Source organism: Streptomyces sp. Y20 (genome assembly GCF_043195475.1).
Classification (GTDB): domain Bacteria; phylum Actinomycetota; class Actinomycetes; order Streptomycetales; family Streptomycetaceae; genus Streptomyces.
The window spans coordinates 1-21211 of record NZ_JBIDDP010000023.1; the positions used below are offsets into that span (position 1 = coordinate 1).

The 21211-nt window shown below is 73.6% G+C and carries 16 protein-coding genes; 9 read left to right on the forward strand and 7 right to left on the reverse strand.

The window, feature by feature from the left end; genetic code table 11:
• Nucleotides 1-719: 719 nt before the first annotated feature.
• Together ACGFT1_RS35035 and ACGFT1_RS35040 are read left to right on the forward strand one after the other, a co-directional pair.
• Nucleotides 720-947 (forward strand): DUF5133 domain-containing protein, encoded by a 228-nt coding sequence (locus ACGFT1_RS35035; RefSeq protein ID WP_361994639.1) that lies wholly within the window; start codon nucleotides 720-722, stop codon nucleotides 945-947.
• Nucleotides 948-975: 28 nt separating this feature from the next.
• Nucleotides 976-1437: a DUF6098 family protein gene (locus ACGFT1_RS35040; RefSeq protein WP_373913026.1), complete on the forward strand. Its 462-nt coding sequence runs from the start codon at nucleotides 976-978 to the stop codon at nucleotides 1435-1437.
• Nucleotides 1438-1500: 63 nt separating this feature from the next.
• Here ACGFT1_RS35040 and ACGFT1_RS35045 read toward each other — a convergent pair whose 3' ends face one another.
• The 5 genes from ACGFT1_RS35045 to ACGFT1_RS35065 form a co-directional block, all read right to left on the reverse strand.
• Nucleotides 1501-2916 carry an FAD-binding oxidoreductase gene (locus ACGFT1_RS35045; RefSeq protein ID WP_373913027.1) on the reverse strand — a complete coding sequence of 472 codons (1416 nt, stop codon included), beginning with the start codon at nucleotides 2914-2916 and terminating at the stop codon, nucleotides 1501-1503.
• An 87-nt stretch (nucleotides 2917-3003) separates the two neighbouring features.
• The gene (locus ACGFT1_RS35050) at nucleotides 3004-6207 is read right to left on the reverse strand and encodes a BTAD domain-containing putative transcriptional regulator (RefSeq protein ID WP_373913028.1); all 3204 of its coding nucleotides are present in this window, start codon (nucleotides 6205-6207) and stop codon (nucleotides 3004-3006) included.
• 331 nt (nucleotides 6208-6538) lie between these two features.
• On the reverse strand, nucleotides 6539-7597 hold the full coding sequence (locus ACGFT1_RS35055) for a cellulase family glycosylhydrolase (protein ID WP_373913029.1): 1059 nt from the start codon (nucleotides 7595-7597) through the stop codon (nucleotides 6539-6541).
• A 39-nt stretch (nucleotides 7598-7636) separates the two neighbouring features.
• Nucleotides 7637-8698, reverse strand: a complete 1062-nt coding sequence (locus ACGFT1_RS35060; RefSeq protein WP_373913030.1) for a glycoside hydrolase family 5 protein — start codon at nucleotides 8696-8698, stop codon at nucleotides 7637-7639.
• An 850-nt stretch (nucleotides 8699-9548) separates the two neighbouring features.
• Nucleotides 9549-10577, reverse strand: coding sequence for a LacI family DNA-binding transcriptional regulator (locus tag ACGFT1_RS35065; protein ID WP_373913031.1), 1029 nt, complete (start codon nucleotides 10575-10577; stop codon nucleotides 9549-9551).
• A gap of 383 nt (nucleotides 10578-10960) precedes the next feature.
• Here ACGFT1_RS35065 and ACGFT1_RS35070 point away from each other — a divergent pair, with 383 nt between their 5' ends.
• From ACGFT1_RS35070 to ACGFT1_RS35085, 4 genes are all read left to right on the forward strand, one after another.
• Nucleotides 10961-11881: a carbohydrate ABC transporter permease gene (locus ACGFT1_RS35070; protein WP_373913032.1), complete on the forward strand. Its 921-nt coding sequence runs from the start codon at nucleotides 10961-10963 to the stop codon at nucleotides 11879-11881.
• Nucleotides 11882-11888: 7 nt separating this feature from the next.
• Nucleotides 11889-12839 (forward strand): carbohydrate ABC transporter permease, encoded by a 951-nt coding sequence (locus ACGFT1_RS35075; RefSeq protein ID WP_373913033.1) that lies wholly within the window; start codon nucleotides 11889-11891, stop codon nucleotides 12837-12839.
• Between the two features lie 159 nt (nucleotides 12840-12998).
• The gene (locus ACGFT1_RS35080) at nucleotides 12999-14345 is read left to right on the forward strand and encodes an ABC transporter substrate-binding protein (RefSeq protein WP_373913034.1); all 1347 of its coding nucleotides are present in this window, start codon (nucleotides 12999-13001) and stop codon (nucleotides 14343-14345) included.
• A 77-nt stretch (nucleotides 14346-14422) separates the two neighbouring features.
• Nucleotides 14423-16468 (forward strand): beta-galactosidase, encoded by a 2046-nt coding sequence (locus tag ACGFT1_RS35085; protein WP_373913035.1) that lies wholly within the window; start codon nucleotides 14423-14425, stop codon nucleotides 16466-16468.
• 79 nt (nucleotides 16469-16547) lie between these two features.
• Here the strand turns inward: ACGFT1_RS35085 and ACGFT1_RS35090 are convergent, their stop codons facing one another.
• Entirely contained in the window at nucleotides 16548-17387 is an 840-nt protein-coding gene (locus ACGFT1_RS35090; protein ID WP_373913036.1) for an SDR family NAD(P)-dependent oxidoreductase, read from the reverse strand.
• A gap of 406 nt (nucleotides 17388-17793) precedes the next feature.
• Here ACGFT1_RS35090 and ACGFT1_RS35095 point away from each other — a divergent pair, with 406 nt between their 5' ends.
• The 3 genes from ACGFT1_RS35095 to ACGFT1_RS35105 all read left to right on the forward strand — a co-directional run bounded on the left by ACGFT1_RS35095 (nucleotide 17794) and on the right by ACGFT1_RS35105 (nucleotide 20674).
• The gene (locus tag ACGFT1_RS35095) at nucleotides 17794-18216 is read left to right on the forward strand and encodes a CBS domain-containing protein (RefSeq protein WP_373913037.1); all 423 of its coding nucleotides are present in this window, start codon (nucleotides 17794-17796) and stop codon (nucleotides 18214-18216) included.
• 341 nt (nucleotides 18217-18557) lie between these two features.
• Nucleotides 18558-19088: a methanogen output domain 1-containing protein gene (locus tag ACGFT1_RS35100; protein WP_373913038.1), complete on the forward strand. Its 531-nt coding sequence runs from the start codon at nucleotides 18558-18560 to the stop codon at nucleotides 19086-19088.
• Complete coding sequence (locus ACGFT1_RS35105) at nucleotides 19085-20674, forward strand: SpoIIE family protein phosphatase (RefSeq protein WP_373913039.1); 1590 nt, start codon at nucleotides 19085-19087, stop codon at nucleotides 20672-20674. Before ACGFT1_RS35100 ends, ACGFT1_RS35105 begins: the two co-directional genes overlap by 4 nt.
• 101 nt (nucleotides 20675-20775) lie before the next feature.
• Here the strand turns inward: ACGFT1_RS35105 and ACGFT1_RS35110 are convergent, their stop codons facing one another.
• The gene (locus ACGFT1_RS35110) at nucleotides 20776-21162 is read right to left on the reverse strand and encodes a hypothetical protein (RefSeq protein WP_373913040.1); all 387 of its coding nucleotides are present in this window, start codon (nucleotides 21160-21162) and stop codon (nucleotides 20776-20778) included.
• Between the last annotated feature and the right edge of the window lie 49 nt (nucleotides 21163-21211).

Consider the following 21211-nt stretch of genomic DNA (forward strand, 5'->3'; position numbering starts at 1 on the left):
GAACCGTGGGGGGTGTGGGGGGCGCGTGGGGGGCCGGGCGGCAAACGGCCGGGCCCCACTCGTGCTGCGGCGGCTCCGCCGGTACCGGGCGGGGCCGCGAAGGAAGACGGGGAGGGATCGGGCGTATCGGACGCATCCGGGGGTATGCGAGCAGGAGCGCCGGTCTCCGCAGAATCCGCAGTGGAACCTGCACCTCCTATTACTGCGGGGGCCGGCGCACTCTCATGCCGGCGCGGAGGGCCCCTCATTCCGGTGCGGGTGCGGTCCCCCGATGCGCGGCTCCGCCGGGAACCCGGTGGCACCGCGGCCCAGCACGCTCGATGACGTCCCGGATGATGCACTCCTCGGCCGTGGTACCGGTCACCTGCTCCAACAGCCGGCCGAGGAGCAGGTAGTCGGGGTCGGGGCACAGCCCGGCCGGACCTCGGGGCTGCCGGCGGGCGGCGCCGTGGGCCCGATCCCGATCAGCTCGGACGCGCGTGCGGACGTGCGTGGCGGGCGGCACCGCCGCTCTGACGGCCGTGGCCCCGGACGCCGGACGCGGGTGACACCCCTACCGACGGGGCAGGGTGGCAGTCCGCTGTCCACCGCCCCCCTCCTCGTGTCCGGGTCCCCGACTCCGGGGCGCCGGAACGGTATTGGGGGGAGTGGTGGCCGGAACTTTGGGCACACGGATCGATGTAGACACCACGTGTATGACGGCGCTCAGGAGACCCTCCATGCTCATGGCCCACCCCGCGGTACTGACCAATCTGATCGAACAGTACGAGACGCTGCGGATCCTGCACGCCGAAGAGGGCAGCCCCGAGGTGCGCCGGCGGATGGACGACGTCGCCTACACGCTGTGCGTGTCGACCGGCACCCGTGACATCGACACCGCCCTCGTCGCCGCCCGCCACCGGCTGCCCGGCGCCCGCACCGAGGACGACTCGCTCCTCACCGCCTGACCGTCCGTCACACCCCACCCGCCGCGCCATGAGTACGACTGCCGAACTCCCCACCCTCACCAGCCTCGACGAGCTGACCGGGCTCGTCACCGGCCGCCACGGCCTCTACGTCCGCTGGTCACGCGGCCCCGAACGCGACCTGCCGCGCATGAGCAGCAAGGACGACCTGACCGGCATCAGACTGCCGGGCCTGTCCGCCAGCTGCCTGGACATCGAGGACTGGTGGGGCGATCGGCCCCCGGCCGTCTGGGTCGCCCGCCGGCTGTACGACTACTGCCACCTTCCCCACGTCAAGGACGCCCGCACCCGGCCCTGGGTCCTGCACGGCTCCGAAGCGGCCCGTGGCCCGGACAACGAGCCCCTGGTGACGGACGTCGAACCCCTCGGGTGGATCGCCGAGCCCGTCATCACGGAGGCCTGCCGCATCATCACCGCACAGCCCGGCCGATGGGGCACGCTCGACCGCGACGGAGCGGACGGAACGGTCTGAGACCGCCGCGCGCCGCCGTGAGCGGGAGCGGCCCGGAACCCCGGGCCGCTCCGTCCGGTCCGGTCAGCCTGCCGCCGCCGAGGGCCGGATGTTCTGGTTCAGCCGGAACAGGTTCGTGGGGTCGTAGGCGTCCTTGACCCGCACCAGCCGTTCGTGGACCTCCCCGGGGTAGGAGGCGCGCACCTTGTCCTCACTGGCGTCGCCCGTGAAGTTGACGTACATGCTGCCACCGCCGTGCCCGGCGATCTCCTCCCGGGCGCCGCGCGCCCAGGCGACGTGGTCCTCGAAGCCCGCCGCCTCCGCAGAGCGCGCGATGACGTTGCACAGCACGCTCGCCCGCCGCTGGCTGAAGGCCGTGGCCCCGGCGGGCACACGGGAGAAGGCGCCGCCCAGCTGGTGCATGTGCAGCTCGCTGAACGGCGTCGGGGTGGCCCGGTGCTGTCGCAGCAGCGCGTCGACGGCCGCGTCGGTGGGCTCGATGAACGCCGACGTGAAGTAGTTGTGCGCGCCGGCCGTCCACAGCGGGTCCAGCAGCGACTGCATGCCCGTGTAGGGCATGGGGCCCAGGACGTCGGCGATCGGTGTGCCCAGGGTGCGCAGCGCGGCGACGGCCGTCTCACCGGCCGCCGGGGCGCCCGCGTACATGGCGGCCAGCACGACGACCCGGGTGCCGTGGACCTCCCCGGGCAGGAACGGCACCGGAGGAGCCGTCGTCAGGTCGATCAGGGTCGTCAGTTCGTCGGGCATGTCCGCGATCAACTCGCGCCAGCGGGTGACGACCTGCCTGGCCTCGCTCAGCGGGTAGACGATCAGACCGGCCAGGACCTGCGGACCGACGGGGTGCAGCGCGTACTCGAGCGAGGTGACGACCCCGAAGTTGCCGCCACCGCCCCGCAGGGCCCAGAACAACTCGGGGTGCTCCCGCTCGTCGGCCCGCACCACCCGGCCGTCGGCGGTGACCACCTCGGCCGCCGTCAGGTTGTCGGAGGCAAGCCCGTGGCGGCGCAGCAGCCAGCCCACCCCGCCACCGAGGGTGAACCCGGCGATACCGGTGGAGGAGACCAGGCCGCCGGTCACGGCCAGGCCGAAGGCCTGCGTCTCGTGGTCGAGGTCCCCCCAGGTCATCCCGGCCTGCGCGACGACCCGGCGCCGCACCGGATCGACCACGGCGCCCCGCATGCCCGACAGGTCGATGACGATGCCGCCGTCGCAGGTCGAGAACCCGGCGATGCTGTGCGCGCCGCCGCGCACCGCGACGAGCAGGTCCTGACTGCGCGCGAACTCCACCGCGCGCAGCACGTCCGCGGTCCCGGCGCAGCGCACGACCAGAGCCGGGTGCTTGTCGTGGGCCGCGTTCCAGATCGCGCGGGCCTCGTCGTAGGAGGCGTCGCCGGGACGGACGACGGTACCGCGCAGCCCCGCCTCCAGCTCGCCCATGGTGGCGTCACCGAGGACGCCCTTCGTGGTGTCGACCGGCATGATGGCCTCCGTGCGTGTCTGCCTGCTGGACATTTCAGACACTAGGCGCCGCCGCTCAGCAGCCACTCAACAGCTCTCAACAGCCGCTCAGCGGTCGCCGCGCGCCCAGGGCGCGGTACGCCCGAGGACGGCTGTGCCCCGCATGTCACCCAGGCGGGCGAAGAGCGCCCGCGCGCTGTCCGCCGCCGCCCGGGCCGCGTCGCGGTCGCCGGCCTGCCACGCCAGTCGGGCCAGCATCAGGGCGACCCAGCCCGCGGCGCACGGTGAGCCGGCTATGTGCTCCAGCCGCAGGGCACGGGTGAGCAGGGCGCGCGCCCGGGACGTCTCCCCGGCGGCCCGGGCCACCAGGGCGAGGTGCAGCAGGCTGTTGGTGGTGCCCGGGATGTCGTCGGTCTCCTCGAAGTGCGCGAGGGCACCGGCGATGGACGCCCGTGCGCCCTCGGTGTCGCCGCGGGCCAGGCGCAGCAGGCCGAGACAGCCCAGGGTGATGTCCTCCTCCCGGCGGTCGCCGAGTGTGCGCCTGATCGCCAAGGCCGCCTCGAGATGCTCCTGGGCGGCGGCGTGATCGCCCCGGCTCCGGCAGATGTTGCCCAGGGTGTTGAGGGCCAGGGACCGTCCGTACGGGTCGGCGAGTGCGCGGAAGCAGTCGGCACTGTGCTCGGCCGCCGCCACGGCGGCGCCGGCATCTCCCTCAAGCCGGGCCGCCCAGGCCAGATTGGCCAGCACGTACCCGCGTGCCCGGGCCGCGCCCACCGCCCGGCCCGTGAGGACCGTCTCCTCGAAGTACAGCGAGACCTGCCCCGCCGCGTCCTCCTCGCTCACGTAGCCGGGGGTCATGACCACCAGGAACGGGCCGGTGCCCGCCCCCACCTGCGCCAGCAGCCGCAGACCGCTCTCGTAGGCCGCGCGGGCGCGCGCCCCGTCGCCCCGGCACACGGCCCACACCCCTTCGGTGTGCGCGGCGGCGGCGAGGACCGAGGGCTCACCCACGTCACGGGCCAGCTCGCACGCCCGGTCCAGCGCCTCGCGGGCCCGCTCCCACGCCCCGCGCATCCACAGCAGCACGGCCTGCTGGTAGTAGGCGTACGCCAGCTCCGCCGGAGCCGACCGCCCTTCGTGGTCGCGGACGATCCGCGCGCCGATGTCCGCCAGGGGGGACCCGTCGCCGAGCCGGACCGCGAGCACCCCCTGCCCCATCAACGCCCGGGCGCGCTGCGGGCTCGGCCCCGGCGCGGCGGCCAGCGCGGCGTCCAGCCAGCGCCGCCCCTCGGCGAGCCGCCCGCGCTCGGACCAGAACGGCCACAGCGCGACCGCCAGACGCAGTGCGGCCTGCGGATCACTGCGCAGCAGCGACGACAGGGCGGCGCGCAGATTGCCGTAGTCGGCCTCCAGCTCCAGCGAGGTCGCCCCGGACAGCCCGGTGGCCGGCTCGCGGTCCCGCCGCTCGGCGAGCGCCAGGTAGAAACGCCGGTGGCGGGCCTCGGCAGCCGCCAGTTCACCGGCCGCGCGCAGCCGCCCGGCCGCGTACTGCCTGACCGTCTCCAGCAGCCGGTAGCGCACCTCGTCCTGCCGCGGCTCCACCCCCACCAGCGACTTGTCGACCAGCCTGCCCAGCACGTCCAGCACCCGTTCGCGGCCCTCGCCCTCGGCACCCACCTCCTGCGCCGCGGCCAGCGAGAAGCCTCCCGTGAAGACGGCGAGCCGGCGCAGCAGACACCGCTCGTCCGCGTCGAGCAGCCGGTGACTCCACTCCAGGGCCGCCAGCAGGGTCTCCTGCCGGGTCACCGCGCGCCGGCTGCCCCGGCCGAGCAGCGACACGGCGTCGTCGAGCCGCTCGACGATCTGGCCGGGGGCCAGCACCCGCACCCTGGCCGCGGCCAGCTCCAGAGCCAGGGGTATCCCGTCGAGCCGGAAACAGATCTGGGCGACGGCCGCCGCGTTGGCCGCCGTCAGCGCGAACCCCGGGCAGGCCTCGCCGGCCCGCTCCACGAACAGCCGCACCGACGCGAAACGACCCAGTTCCGCGAGGGACGGCAGCCGGCCCGGGTCCGGCAGGCCCAGCGACGGCACGCGGAAGGTCCGCTCCCCGTAGCTGCGCAGGAGCTCCCTGCTGGTCGCGAGCACCGTGACCCCCGGACAGCGGGCCATGATCTGCGAGACCAACGCGGCACACGCCTCGATCAGGTGTTCGCAGTTGTCCAGCACCAGCAGCAGCTCCCGCCCGCCCAGTTGGCAGACCAGGGCCTCCTGGGCCGAACCGGGCGGGGGAAGCTGCAGTCCGAGGACGGCGGCGACCGCGTCGGGCACGAGATGCGGTTCCGTCAGCGCGGCGAGGTCCACGAACCACACCCCGTCCCTGAACGCGCCGGTCTGCCGGGCGGCCACCGCGAGCGCCAGCCGGGTCTTGCCGCAGCCGCCGGTGCCGGTGAGGGTCAGCAGCCTGGATCGGCCGAGCAGTGCCTCGACCTCGGCCGTCTCACGCTGCCGGCCGATGAGGGCGCCCGCCTGCGCCGGCAGATTGTGCCGCGGTACGGGCCGTTCCTCCTCCCGCTGCTGGACGGAGCCGGCCAGCAGCGTGCGGTAGAGGCGGCGCGTCCGCGGGTCGGGATCGGCGCCGCCGTCGCGGTGCAGCGCGTCCCGCAGCCCCTCGTACACGGCGAGCGCTTCCCGGCGACGTCCGCCGGCGGCCAGTGCCGTCATCAGCGCCCGGGAGCCTGGCTCGTGCAGCGGGTCCGCGCCGAGCAGCGTCCGCAGCACCTCGATCGCCTCGTCCGTACGGTCCTCGCGCCGGAGCGCCTCGGCGAGCCCCCACCGGATCGCCGCGCACCGCTCCGCCAGGGCGTCGGCGGCCTCCCGTACCCACGGCTCGTAGCGGTCCTCGGGCAGCAGTCCGGGCTCGGCCAGGGCGAGCGCGGCCCCGAGCGGCGCGGCGGCGCCGTCGCGGGTGGCCCGGCGGGCCGCTTCCTCGAACTCGTCGACGTCGATGCGCACACCGCCGTCGGGGCCCAGCAGCACCAGGTCGTCACGGAGTACGACGACATCGCCGGCCGCCCCCGTGCCGGTCAGCGCGCGGCGCGCGGCGTACAGCACCTGGTGCAGGTTGTTCGCGGCGGCCCGCCGCTCGAGGTCCGGCCACAGCAGGTCGTAGAGGCGCTCACGGTGCATCTGGTGCCCCGGCGCCAGGCACAGCACCTTCAACAGGCTCCGCGCCTTGCGCAGCCGCCATGCCCCGGCGGCGACCGGGCGGTCCCCGACCACCACGTCGAAACCGCCCAGGAGTCGGATGCGCACGTCACCGGCCATGGCTGCCTCAACCAGCAGACTACGCCCGGCCCGGCGCGGCGGCCCGGGATCACCCCGCGCCGGCGCGCGGGCCGCCGGGGCCGCCTGCCCGGCCGGCCCCGGCGGCCCGCGTTGACCGGTGATCTCGCCGACGGCCGCCGCGCCCGGCCTCACGACTCCGGCCGGGATCCAACGACGACGTGCCCTGCCCGACTCACCTCGGGTACCTCACGGACCCGGTCGCAGGGGGGCGGACAGCACGCTTCGCCGCCTCCTGACCCCGGCCGGCCGCCGGCCGCGGCGGGGCCGCGCGGGACCGTTCCCGTGCGGCCTCCCCGGGTCAGCCGCGGGTCCACCGCTGGTCGGCGCCGCCGGCCGAGGTGAGGGCCCAGCCGTGACGCAGGCGGTCGGCACCGCTGGAGTTGTTCGTGGTCAGGGACAGGCTGGTGCCGGAGCCGTGCAGCGCCTCCATGCTGTACGTGTCACCGTTGCGCAGTCCGGGCCAGTAGACGGACCCCATGCCCAGGGACCGGACGGTGTCCGTGTCGGCGCGCAGGTAGCGCACGAAGTTGTCGGTGCCGGCGGCGTCGCCGTAGCGCAGCCCGGTGGTCATCGGGGCGCCGAACTCGTCGAGGACGGTGCGCCCGGCGCAGCCGCCGATGCGGTTCTTGAGATCCTTGACCCACTCGTCGTAGGTGTGGGTGCCCCAGAAGCCGTAGTGGTGCAGGGACAGGTAGGTGCCGTCGAGGCGGGAGTCGGCGCAGACGGAGGTGACGTGGTCGTTGTAGCCCGTGCCGCTGACGAACACCCGGTCACGGGGGACTGCGGGGTGGTCGCCGAGCCAGCCCGCGGCGGTGTCGGCCCACGCCGAGGCGCTGTAACCGAACGGCTCGTTCATCGGTTCGAAGTAGACCAGGGCGTTGTTGCCGTACTTGGCGGTGACGGTGTTCCACATGGCCTTCCAGGCGGCGGTGTCGTCGACCTTGCCGTCCTTGTGGGAGGGGCCCTCCCAGTAGCCGAGGACCACCTTGAATCCCATGCCGGTGGCGGCGTCGACGGCGCCGGTGTACGCGTTCCACCAACCGGTGCCCACCGAGTACGGGTTGACGGGCAGCCGGACGGTGTTGGCGCCGAGGTTGTTCCGGAAGCCGGTGAGGATCGCGGTGGCCTTGGCCTTGACGGTGGCGTATCCGTCGGACGTGCTCAGCCCGGAGGGCACCACCGGATCGTCGGCGTAGTTGTCGCGCGGGTCGGCCCAGCTGACGCCCTTGAACGCGGAGGTGCCGGCGGCGGCTGCCTGCGGCGCGGCGGTGAGGACGCCCAGTGGCGCGAGGACCAGCGCGGCCAGCCCGCCGGCCAGGGCCCGCCGCCACGACCGGCCGGAGCGGATAGGAAGCATGGTGTTCCTCCAGGGGGAGTGGGTGCTGGTGCCCGGCCGTCAGCCCCGTACGGGCTTCCCGCGCCCCCAGCCCCAGGCGAGGCGGTCGGCGCCGGAGCGGTTGGTGGTGGCCAGCCAGGGACGGTCGGGGGCGCCGGTGAGTTCCTCCAGCGAGTAGGTGTCGCCGGTGCGCAGGCCAGGCCAGTAGACCGATCCCATGTGCAGCTCGCGGAAGGTGTCGGTGACCGCCTGGACGTAGTTGACGGAATTGTTCGCGTCGTCGGGCCGGTCGTAGTCCAGGCCGGTGGTCATGGGAGCGCCGAACTCGTCGGCCACCGTCCGGCCGGCGCAGTCGCCGATGCGTTCCTTGAGGTCGGCCACCCACTGGTCGTAGGTCGCGTAGTCCTTCCAGAAGCCGTAGTGGTGCAGGGACAGGTAGGTGCCGCGCAGGCGGGGGTCGGCGCAGACGGAGGTGACGTGGTCGTTGTAGCCGGCGCCGGAGACGAGGACGCGGTCGCGGGGGACGCTCCGGTAGGTGTCGAGCCAGTCGGCGGCGATGTCGGCCCACTGGGCGTCGGTGTAGCCATGCGGCTCGTTCATCGGCTCGAAGTAGACGCGGGGGTCGGCCCGGTAGGCGCGGACCACGGTGTCCCACATGGTCCGGTACGCCGCCGTGTCGTCGATGAGTCCGTCTTTGCGGGCGCCGGTGCCCTCCCAGTAGGAGAGGATCACCTTGAAGCCCTGGCGGCCGGCCGCGTCGATGACGGCGCGGTAGGACTTCCAGTACGGGCCGTCGACCGTGTACGGGTTGACCGGCAGTCGCACGGTGTCGGCGCCGAGATTGGCGCGGAAGGCCGCTATGACCCGGGTCGCCTTGGCGAACGTCCGGGCGTAGGTGTCGGAGGTGGACAGTCCCGACAGGACGACCGGGTCGTCGGCGTAATTGTCGCGCGGGTCCGCCCAGTTCACGCCCTTGAACCGGCTGGAGTCCAGCGCGGGGTGCCCGGAGGCCGACGCCGGTGCGGAGACGGCCAGGCTTCCACCGCTCACTGCGAGGGCGGTCGCCGCCAGCAGGGCTCGGAACCGGTGGGTGGTGCGGGACGTGCGGACGCGTGTGCGCATGGCGGTCTCTCTCAGGTGCGGGGCGGGGCATGGATCTGCCGGCAGGCGTCCAGGCACGGGAGGTTTGGGGCCGGCGGGTGGAACCGGTGATGGTTACGCAAACATCCGTGGCGGGGAGGGGCCTGCACGAGCAGGTCCTCAGACTGCGGTGCCCGATGTTTACGTAAACTCTGAGCCGGAAGAGTGGCACCGGCTCGGGGGCCTGTCAAGGATTCCGACGCGTAACGGGGCTGCTGCCGCTGGGAGTCGGACGGCGGGGAGCGGGGATCCGCCGGGCCCGGGGGTGGGGACGGGCCGGTGCGGCTCCGGCAGGGGCGGGCGGTCCCCGGGCCGGTCCGGTGGGGCACACCGTTGCGGGTCCGGCGGTGACGGGCCGGCCGGTGGGGCAGGCGCTACCGGGGCGCCGGATGCCCGGCGCCGGGCATCCGGGGGGCGGATTGCGGCGCGTGCGCTGGGGAGGGTGGCGTCCCGGCACCGGGGTCGGCGCTCCCGGGGATCGGCTGCTGGCGGGGCCGTAGGCGATCGGGGGTGGCCGGGGGCGACCAGGGGTGGCCGGCACGGCACGCCGCTGCGGGGCCGGCCGGCGGGGCACGCGCTACCGGCGGTGCCGGTGCGGTCCGCGCGGTGTCGTCGGGGGAGGGTGCCGCCTCGTCGGCGAGGCCAGGGCACCCGGCGTGCGGCGGTGGACCGCAGGTCACCGGGGGGCGGTGCCGGCCCGCTGCCGGGATCGGTCCGCCGGTCCGGAGGTGACGCGGGCCGAACGGCGGGGCACGCCGCTGCGGGCCCGGGCCGGCGGTGGCCCCGGCCCCGTCGGCGACCCGCCCGGCGACCCGCCGTCCCGGCGGCTCACTCACCCCGCCCCGCGGGTGGACGCGGCCCGCCGTCCCGTGCGTCGCGCGGGCGGCGGGGCGGTGCTGGCGCGCACGACCAGGCGGGTGGGGACCAGGGTCGTCCCGTGTTCCGGCCGGTCGTCGCGGATCTGCCGCAGCACGCTCTCCACGCACAGCCGCCCCACCGCGCCGAAGTCCTGGTGGACGGTGGTCAGCGGCGGGATGAAGGAGGCCGACTCCGGGATGTCGTCGTACCCCACGACGCTGACGTCCTCCGGAACCCTGCGCCCCTTCTCGTGCAGGGCGCGCAACAGGCCCAGTGCCATCTGGTCGTTGGCGGCGAAGACGGCCGTGCAGTCGGGGTCGGCCGCCAGGGCCAGGCCGGCCCGGTAGCCGGACTCCGCGGACCAGTCGCCCCGTACCGGCGGCGGCACCGCGCGCCCGGCTTCCTCCAGCACCTGACGCCAGGCGTCGGCGCGGCGCTGGGCGGCGAACGAGCCGTCGGGGCCCGCCAGATGGGCCACGGTCGTGTGGCCGAGGTCGAGCAGGTGCCGCACGGCGGCGCGGGTGCCACCCGCCTGGTCGGTGTCGATCACGCTGTAGTGGTCGCCCGCGTCGGAGTCGACGACCACCAGCTGGACGCTGGGCGGCAGGCTGAGGACGGCGGCGTCCAGGAGATGCACCTCCATGATGACGATGATCCCGTCGACGGCCAGCTCACCGAGCCGGGTGAAGGCGCCGCGCACGTCCGTCTGCCGCGGCGCCGCCACGGGTATGAGCGTGATGGCGTACCCCTCCTCGGCGGCGGAGGTGGCGATCGCCTCCAGGGTGCGCACGTTGCCGGTGGTGGAGAGGGTGAAGAGGATGACGCCGAGCGTGCGGAACTCCCCGCTCTTCAGCGCCCGTGCGGCGCTGTTGGGGCGGTAGCCGAGGTCCCTCATGGCTTGCAGGACGCGCTGCCGGGTCGACTCGACCACGTTCGCGTGGCCGTTGGAGACGCGTGAGACGGTCTGTGAGGAGACCCCGGCCGCCCGGGCGACGTCGGCCATGGAGACGCTCCGCCGCCGGTCGCCCGCCGGCCGCCGACGAGGCTGACCGGCCTGGTCCGCGTCGCTCACGTCCTGGTGCACGATTGCCCTTCCTGTGGTGCCGGCCGCCCCGCGGGGCCCGCGCGCGGCGGATCTGATCGAGAGTAGCGCGCGCCACCGCTCGGGCCCGTGCGCACAGAGCTGTTGGCGCCGGTGTTCGCGGCGCCGCGGCCGGCGCCGCGAGCCCGGGCCCGCGTTCTCTCCCGAAGTATTGACGCTGCAGGCCGGGAATGTAAGCATCAGGCACCGGCGATGTTTGCGCAAACATAAGGCAGTGCCGGCGGGGCCCGTTCTGCCGTGCGGCGGCTCGGGCCCCCGCACCCACGACGACGCGAGGATGCAGCATGACCGTCATATCGCCGCCGGCCGCGGGAGGCCGTCCGCCCGCAGTCAGAAGGCGCGACCGCCGCGGCCTGGTCGGCTGGGGTTTCATCGCCCCGTTCATGACCGTCTTCGCCCTGGTCTTCCTCGCCCCGATCGCGTACTCGGTCTACTTGAGCCTGTACCGCACCCGGTTGATCGGCGGAACCGCCTTCGTCGGCCTGGACAACTACCGGCAGGCACTGCACGACGACCAGTTCTGGGCCTCGCTCGGCCGGGTCTCGCTCTTCCTGTGCGTCCAGGTGCCGGTCATGCTCGGCATCGCCCTGCTGGTGGCGCTGGCCCTGGACAGCGGCCGGCTCTACGGCAAGGACTTCTTCCGCATCGCGATCTTCCTGCCGTACGCCGTGCCCGCCGTCGTGGCCACCCTGATGTGGGGCTTCCTGTACGGCACCCGTTTCGGTCTCGTCGGCGACATCGACGACGCGCTCGGCGTCTCGCTGCCCGACCCGCTCTCCCCGCACCTGGTACTGGCGTCGATCGGCAACATCGTCACGTGGGAGTTCGTCGGCTACAACATGCTGATCTTCTACTCGGCGCTGCGGGTCGTCCCGCACTCCCTCTACGAGGCCGCCGAGATCGACGGCGCCGGGCAGTTCCGCGTCATCACCGCCATCAAGATTCCCGCCATCCGCGGCGCCCTCGTCATCGCCACGATCTTCTCCGTCATCGGCAGCTTCCAGCTCTTCAACGAGCCGAGCATCCTCCAGCCGCTGGCGCGCAACGCGATCACCACCGACTACACCCCCAACTACTACACGTACTCGCTCTCCTTCTCCGGACAGCAGCACAACTACTCCGCGACGGTCGCCATCGTCATGGGGCTGATCACCATGGTCATCGCCTATGTCGTCCAGACGCGCGGCATGCGCAAGGGAGCGTGAAGCGGCGATGGCCACTCCTGTCACCACCGTCCCCGACCGTTCCGCGGCCACGTCGCCGGGCGCCCCGGGCGCCCTGCCCCGGCTGCGGGCCGGCCGCCGCCGGCACACCCCCGGCAGACCCCGGCGCAGCGTCCTGCTGTCGCTGCTCACCGGCCTGGTCCTGCTCTACAGCCTGCTGCCGCTGGTCTGGCTGGTGATCAGCGCCACCAAGTCCCAGTCAGGGCTGGCCCATTCCTTCGGCCTGTGGTTCGACGGCCACTTCGCGCTGTGGGACAACATCGCCCAGACCTTCACCTACCACGACGGCGTCTTCGTCCGCTGGCTGCTGAACACCCTGCTGTACGTCGTCCTGGGCGCGGGCGGTGCCACCCTCCTCGCCGTCCTGGGCGGTTACGCGCTGGCCAAGTTCTCCTTCCCCGGCAGGCGCGCGGTGTTCGCCGTCGTGATCGGCGCGGTCGCGGTCCCGGGTACGGCCCTGGCGGTGCCGACCTTCCTGATGTTCAGCAACATGGGGCTCACCAACACCCCGTGGGCCGTGATCATCCCGTCGCTGATCTCACCGTTCGGTCTGTATCTGATGTGGGTCTTCGCCTCCGAGGCCGTCCCCACCGAGCTGATGGAGGCCGCCCGCATCGACGGTGCCGGCGAGGCCCGCACCTTCTTCACGGTCGCCCTGCCGCTGCTGGCGCCCGGCATCGTCACCGTCCTGCTGTTCAGCGTGGTCGCCACCTGGAACAACTACTTCCTGCCGCTGATCATGATCAAGGACCCGGACTGGTATCCGCTCACGCTCGGCCTGAACAGCTGGAACGCCCAGGCCGAGACCGCCGGCGGGCAGCCCGTCTTCCACCTCGTCATCACCGGCTCTTTGATCACCGTCCTGCCGCTGATCGCCGCGTTCCTGCTGTTGCAGAGGTACTGGCAGTCCGGCCTCGCCGCCGGAAGCGTCAAGGAGTAGCCCCCTGCGCCATCCCCGCCCGCGCGCTCCCGCGGCCATCCGCGGAGCCCGCGGTACACAACACCACGCCCGCACGCCCCCTTCTCCCTGCCCCTGAGACCCTCCCCGTCGGTCACGGTCCCGGCCATGCTCCGGCCACGAAGAAGTGGAAGCACGACCATGCTCAAGCATTCCCGCCGCCTGCTGCGCGGCATCGGCCTCGTCAGTGCCCTCGCCCTGGGAGCGACCGCCTGCGGCGGTTCCGGCGACGGGGGACCGAGCCACAAGGCGGTCTCCGAGGCGGACATCCGGGCGGCCCTGAAGAAGGGCGGCACCCTCACCGTCTGGGCGTGGGAACCCACGCTCAAGCAGGTGGCGGCCGACTTCGAGAAGGCGCACCCCAAGGTCAAGATCGACCTTGTCAACGCGGGCACCGGAAACGACCAGTACAAGGCGCTCCAGAACGCCATCTCGGCGAAGAAGGGCGTCCCGGACGTCGCGCAGATCGAGTACTACGCGATGGGCCAGTACGCCCTGACCAAGGAACTCACCGACCTCAAGGCGTACGGCGCCGACAAGCTCGCCGCCAAGTTCACCCCCGGCCCCTGGAACGGCGTAAGAGCGGGTGGCGACGGCGTCTACGGCCTGCCGATGGACTCGGGCCCGATGGCGCTGTTCTACAACAAGAAGGTCTTCGACAAGTACAAGATCAAGGTCCCCACCACCTGGGACCAGTACGTCGACGCGGCCCGCGCGCTGCACAAGGCGAACCCCAAGGCGTACATCACCAACGACGCCGGTGACGCCGGCTTCACCACCAGCATGCTGTGGCAGGCCGGTTCGCGGCCCTACACCGTCGACGGCACCAAAGTGAAGATCGACTTCTCGGACGCGGGTGCCCGGAAGTACACCGGCACCTGGCAGAAGCTCCTCGACGACAAGCTGGTCTCCCCGATCACCAGCTGGTCCGACGAGTGGTACAAGGGCCTGGACGACGGCACCATCGCCACCCTCGCCATCGGCGCCTGGATGCCCGCCAACCTCGCCTCCGGCGCGAAGGCCGCCTCCGGTGACTGGCGTGTCGCCCCGCTGCCGCAGTGGACCCCGGGCGCCAAGGCCTCCGCCGAGAACGGCGGCAGCGCCCTGGCGATGCCGGAACTCGGCGGCAACGAGGCACTGGCGTACGCCTTCCTTGAGTACGCCGACGCCGGTAAGGGCGTGCGGACCCGCGTGGCCGACGGCGCGTTCCCGGCCACCACTTCGGAGCTGCACTCCAAGGCGTTCCAGGACACCGCGTTCCCGTACTTCGGCGGGCAGCGGGCCAACAAGGTCTTCGCCGACTCCGCCGCGAACGTCGCCGACGACTGGTCCTACCTGCCGTACCAGGTCTACGCCAACTCCGTCTTCAACGACACCGTGGGCAAGGCCTACGTCTCCGGCACCAGGCTCTCGGCCGGCCTGAAGACCTGGCAGGACGCCTCCGTCAAGTACGGCAACGAGCAGGGCTTCACCGTCAGCACCGGCTGACCCGCGCCCCCGCCCGGCGGCGCCGCCCCGACCGGCAGGCGCCGCCGCCCGCACCCCATGCACCCGGAAGGAACAGCATGCGTCCCGCCCCCCTGTCCCAGCTGCTGCGCGGCCGGGGAGACAACGGCTCTCCCCGCTTCGCCTACGGCGCCGACTACAACCCGGACCAGTGGCCCCGGCAGGTCTGGGAGGAGGACGTCGCGCTGATGCGGCAGGCCGGTGTCACCATCGTCAACCTCGCCGTCTTCTCCTGGGCCCGCATCCAGCCCACCGCCGGCACCTGGGACTTCGGCTGGCTCGACGAGATCATGGACCTCCTGCACGACGGAGGGATCGCCGTCGACCTGGCCACGGCGACCGCCTCACCGCCGCCCTGGCTCACCACCGCCCACCCCGAGATCCTCCCCGTCACCGGCCACGGCGAGACGGTGTGGCCCGGAGCCCGCCAGCACTGGCGCCCCACCTCCCCGGTCTTCCGCGAGCACGCCCTGCGCCTGACCCGGGCCATGGCCGAACGCTACGCCGCGCATCCCGCCCTGGCCGCCTGGCACATCTCCAACGAGCTGGGCTGCCACAACGTCTACGACTACTCCGACGACGCAGCCCGCGCCTTCCGCGCCTGGCTGCGGCACCGCTACACCACCCTCGACCAGCTCAACCACGCCTGGGGCACCGCCTTCTGGTCCCAGGGCTACAGCGACTGGGACCAGATCCTGCCGCCCCGCCTGGCCGCCTCCCACCCCAACCCCACCCAGCAGCTGGACTTCAAGCGGTTCTCCTCCGACGCCCTGCGCGAGCACCTGCGCGCCGAACGCGACGTCCTGCGTGCCGTCACCCCCGACGTGCCCATCACCACGAACTTCATGGTCATGGGCGAGACCAAGGGCATGAACTACTCCGACTGGGCCGCCGAGGTCGACTTCGTCTCCAACGACCACTACCGCACCCCGGGCCCCCAGTCCCTGGACGAACTCTCCTTCTCCGCCAACCTCACCGGCAACCTCGCCGGCGGCCGGCCCTGGTACCTGATGGAACACTCCACCAGCGCCGTCAACTGGCAGCCCGTCAACCTCGCCAAACGCGCCGGTGAACTCGCCCGCGACTCCCTGCTGCACGTCGCCCACGGCGCCGACGCCGTCTGTTTCTTCCAGTGGCGCCAGTCCGCCGCCGGCGCCGAGAAGTACCACTCCGCGATGCTCCCGCACGCCGGTCCCGACAGCGAGCTGTTCCGCTCCGTCACGGGCCTCGGCGACACCCTGCGCCACCTCGCCCCCGCCGCCGGCGCCACGCGCGAGACCGCTCCCGTGGCCGTCCTGTTCGACTGGGACTCGTGGTGGGCCAGCGAACTCGACTCCCACCCCACCTCCCGGCTCCGCTACCGCCAGGAAGCCCTCGACTGGTACACCGCCCTGCTCAACGTGGGCGTACGCGCCGACGTCGTCCCCGCGGGCACCCCCCTCGACGGCTACGGCATGGTCATCGCCCCCGTGCTGCACGTCGTCCCCGCCACCCTCGCCAAGGAACTGACCCGCTACGCCGAGAACGGCGGTCACCTGGTCACCACGTACTTCTCCGGCATCGTCGACGAGAACGACCACGTCTGGCTCGGCGGTTACCCCGGCGCCCTGCGCGACCTGCTCGGCATCCGCGTCGAGGAGTTCGGGCCCCTGCCCGACGGCGAGCGGGTCACCCTCGACGGCGGCCTCACCGCCGACCTGTGGACCGACCGTGTCACCGTCACCGACCCCGCCACCGACGTCCTCGCCCGCTACACCGGCGGAGAGCACGCAGGGCGTCCCGCCGTCACCCGCCGCACCAGCGGTCAGGGCTCCGCCGCCTACGTCTCCACCCGCCTCGGTCCCACCGGACTCACCACGCTCCTGCCCGCCTTCCTCACCCACGCGGGCATCCGCAGCGAGCTGCCCGAACAGGCCCGGGGCCGCGTCGAACTGGCCGTGCGCACCCGGGACGGCGACCGATACCTCTTCCTCGTCAACCGCACCGACGAACCCGTGCCCCTTCCCGGTCTCGCGGGTGACGTCCTGTCTCCCGGCCCCGCCCCCGAGGACGGCACGCCGGTCCTGCCCCCGCGCGCCGTCACCGTCCTGCGCCAGCGGACCTGACCGCGGCCGACCGGGCGCCGACGGGTGCGGGCCGGCGGGGGGCGAACCGCGCGACCGGGAGGACACCCCGGCGGCCGGGTCAGTCAGGGTCGGTCCCGGCCGTGCGGTAACGGGGAGCCACGCGGGTGCCGGAGCCACTGCGCAGGCCGCGTTCCGCGGCCGACAGGAGGGCCACCGCCCCGGCGTCCGGCAGGCCCGGCACGCACACCACCTCCCCGTCCTCCAGCGCCGCCAGCGACGCGGTGACGACGTCGGCCGCTGGCATGCCGCCCTCGTCATGGACCCGGGCCTCGCCCGCGACCGGCTCCTCGCCGGTACCGAGATGGAACTCGGTCGCCGTGAGCCCGGGGCAGACGACCTGGACCCGTACGCCCGTGCCGGCGAGTTCGGCGGCCAGCGTCCGGGTGAACGTCACCACGTACCCCTTGGTGCCGCCGTAGACGGCCCGCTGGGGCAGGGGACCGGGCGGCAGGTCCCCGGCGAACGCCAGCAGTGAGGCCACGTTGACCACCGAGCCCCGGCCACGCCGCACCATGCCGGGGACCGCGGCCCGGGTGAGGACCGTGGGCGCCACGACGTTGACCTCCAGCACCTTGCCCAGCAGCGCCGGATCGACCTCGGCGAACGGCCCGTAGCCGTTGATGCCGGCGTTGTTCACCACCAGGTCCACGTCCTCGCCGGCGACCCGCTCCGCGACCCGGGCGAGATCCGCCGGCCGGGCCAGGTCCGCCACCAGCGTCTCCACCTCCACCCGGCTGTCCCGGCGGAGCCGCTGCGCGAGGGCGTCCAGCCGCTCCGCGCGCCGGGCGACCAGCACCAGGTTCCGGCCGCGCTCCGCCAGCCGGCCCGCGTACTCCTCACCGATTCCCGAGGAGGCCCCGGTCACCAGGGCCGTTCCGGGTGTCCTGTCCGATGCCATGGGCTCGATCCTTCTGTCGCGGGACTGACTGCCGACCGCTCACCGGGGCCGTGCCGGGACCCTCCGCTGTGATCGCCGGCCGGGTGTCCAGGCGCCGTGCGGGCGAAACACCGGTCGTGCGAACGGGCCCCGGAGCACCTGGGGAAGGACGCATTCCCACGCGCCCGCGCAGCGGCTTCGCCATCACGGACGTGCGCGTGCCGGCCGACCGCGCCATCGGCGCCTGACCGGCCCGCACGCGTCCGCCGCGGGTCCGGCGGGCCGCCACCCGGGCTTCGGGGCGCTGCCATCGGGGGGTAAAGCGCCCCCGGTGCGGGAGCCGGAGACGTCGTACGGGTACGGGCAACCGGGGCCGGTGAGCGCTCATCGCGCGGTCGTGCCGGCGTGAACGTGTGGAGGAGAGCCCATGGCAGTGAACAAGGTCCGCGAGATCATGACGGCCGCGCCGGTGGCGGTGGGACCGCAGACCCCGGTGGTGGAGGTCGCCCGTCTGATGCGCGACCAGGGCATCGGTGTCGTCCTGGTCGCCGAGGACGAGACGCTGCGCGGACTGGTCACCGACCGGGACCTCGTGGTGCGCGTGGTGTGCGAGGGCGGCGACATCGCGGAGCGCAAAGTCGCCGAGGCGTGCAGCGAGGACCTGGTCAGCCTCTCGCCGGACGACGACATCAGCCGGGCCGTCGAGCTGATGCGCGAGCACGCCGTGCGGCGGCTGCCCGTGGTCGAGGCCGGCCGTCCGGTCGGCATCGTCTCCCTCGGGGACCTCGCCGTCGAACGCGACACCGACTCCGCCCTGGCGGACATCAGCGCCACGGAGCCCAACGAGTAGCGGAGCGTCGCGCACTCCGTGATGCGGGCGGCGGGCCCGTCCGCGCTCGCCGGGGCGCGACGTTCACGGCCGGCGGCCCTGTGCCCCGTCCGGGGGAGGCGGCCCAGCGGTCCGCCGCCGAACGCCGGCCCGCCCGCGGGCCGTTCCGCCGCGGTCCGGCCGCCCGTGGGCCGTCCACCCGCCGCGGCCACGGCACATCGGATGCCCGTCGACCTCTCGCGGCGCCGGTGCTGGCACACTGATGCCTGTCATCGGCGGTGGCGGGGACGGTGCCGTCACGAACTGCGGCCGCACTGTCACGACTGCGGCCCCACTGTGCGGCACGACGGGTGAGGGTGGGCATGGAGCACACATCGGACGTGGACATCGCGCTGGACCGTGACGTCTTCCTGCGGACGCTGGTGCGCGAGCTGGCGACGGCGCTCGAGTCGGTGATCGGCCTGGAGGAGGCCTCGGGCTACATCAGCGTGGTCGGGCAGGCGGTCGGCACGCAGATCGACGAGATGTACCTGAAGGCCCTCGGCGTGGACCGGCTCAGCGGTGAGCAGGTCGCCGAGGCGCTGGTGGACCTCAAGCGCCGCATCAAGGGCGACTTCCACGTCATCGAACAGGATGCGACGAAGATCGTCCTGGGCAACCGGGTGTGCCCGTTCGCGGAGAAGGTGGTCGGCCGGGAGTCGATGTGCATGATGACCTCCAACGTCTTCGGCACCGTCGCCGCCCGCAACCTCGGCTACGCGCGTGTGGAACTCGAGCAGACCCTCGCCCGAGGCGACGCGGGCTGCCGGGTCGTGGTGCACCTGGTTCCGGACACCAGCGTGGAAGCCGCCGTCGGCCGCGAGTACTTCGGCGATCCGTCCGTCACGCCATGAGCCTTGGCCTGTTCGGGGCCATCACCAGACTCCTGCCCCACCCGGTCCTGCTGTGCGCGGCCGACGGCCGCATCCTGGCCGCCAACCCCGCGGCACGCAGCAGCGACAGCCGGCTCACCCCTGGCGCCTGCCTGTTCGACCTGGACGGCACGGACGCCCGGCTGCTGCGCGCCCACCTGGCCACCTGGCTGCGCAGTGGCAGCCCGGTACCCGGCGCCCTGACCATCAAGGACGCCGACGGCCGTCTGCGCCGGTTCCGCTGCCACGGGGCACGCGCCCAGTGGTGGGACGGCCCGCTTCCCGCCGCCCAACTGCACCTGCTTCCCCTGGGCGGGGCCGACCAGTTCGTCGTCCTCAGCCAGCAGGTCTCCGCCCTGAACCGGGAACTGGCCTTCCGCCGCTCCCTGGAGGCCGAACGCGCCCGCCTGCTGGCCGCCGAACAGGCCGCCCGCGGCCGGCTCCAGCACCTCTACACCCTGACCGCCGCCCTGGCCACCGCGGTCACCGTCACGGAGGTCTCCCGCGCGGTCCAGGACGCCGCGCTGCCCGCCCTGGGCGCCACCGCCGTCGAACTGCGCCTGCACTCCACGCGCCTGGTACCGCCGCTCCAGCCCGGCGAACACCCCTCCCCGGCCGCCGCCGACTGGACCGACCTGGACCACCCGTTCCCCGCCCCGGTCCCGCCCCGCCCGCCGTCGGCCGCGGGGCCCCCGCCGCTGACCCTCCCGCTGGAGGCGGACGGCACCCACCTGGGTCTGCTGGTCATCCACGGCGCCGACCCGGGCGCCGCCCCGGAACACGCCGTCGCCGTGGCCCAGCAGATCGCCCAGGCCCTGCGCCGCGCCGGACTGCACGAACACGAGCACCAGGTCGCCGAACGCCTCCAGCGCAGCCTGCTGCCACGCCTGCCGGTCCTCCCCGGCCTCGACGCCGCCACCTGCTACGCCCCCGGCGGCGACCTGCTCTCCGTCGGCGGCGACTGGTACGACGTCTACGACGTGGACGCCGATCACATCGGCCTGAGCATCGGGGACGTCGCCGGGCACGGACTGCGCGAGGCCACCGTCATGGCGCAGATCACCGCCGCCCTGCGCAACATCGTCCCTCGCTGCGGCGCCCGGCCCACCTCGGTCCTCGACGAGCTCAACGCCTTCCTGGGCCGCTACCACCCCGGCCGGATGGCCACCGCCTGCTACCTCGTCTTCCACCGTCCCACCCGCACGCTGGCCTACGCCGCCGCCGGGCACCCGCCGCCCCTGCTCGTCCACGCCGACGGCACCAGCACCTACCTCGACGGGGCCACCAACCCGCCCCTGGGCCCCGTCCACGGCTTCCGCTACCGGCAGGCGGCCCGCACCCTCGCCGAGGACGACACCCTCCTGCTGTACACCGACGGCCTGGTCGAACGCCGCCGCGAGGTCATCACCGTCGGCCTGGAGAGGCTCACCGCGTGCGCGCGCGTCACGGCCGGGCTCGGCCTCGACGAACTCTGCGACCGCTTCCTGCACCACCAGCCCGACGCCGCCTTCCCCGACGACCGGGCCCTGCTCGCCGCCCGTTTCCCCCCGGCTGACCCGCCGCGGTGAGCGCCCCCGCCGACGGCCCGGCGGCGGGACGGGCCGTCGGCCGGCCGGGCCGTCGCCATCGGCTGCCGGCCGGCGCCGGCGGTGAAAGGGCGGCCGGCGGGTCAGTACATCCCCGTGGCGTGCCGGTCCCTGCCGATGAGGCCCGCGACCGTCAGGGCGGCCCAGCCCAGGGCGCTGACGGCGGCCCCGGCACGGCGGACGCGGCCGGGCAGGACGGGGCCGAGGAGCAGGGCGTCACCGACATCGGAGGCGATGCGCAGGGTGGTGGCCGTGACCAGGGCCGGCCCCTGGGGGGAGACGAGCATCGCCAGGCCGGTGGCGGCGTCCCGCAAGGCCAGCGGGCGCAGGACCATCGCGGTGTGCGGACCCACGTGGCCGTCCGGATCCACCAGCCCGCAAGGGCGCGCCAGCAGGCCCGGCCGGTACGCGGTGGCGATCCCGTAGGCGCAGGTCGCCGCTCCGATGGCCCTCAGCAGTCCGGTCCGCATCGTCAGCACCTCCACAGCCGGTGTGCGCGCTTCCCCGCGCACACCGGCG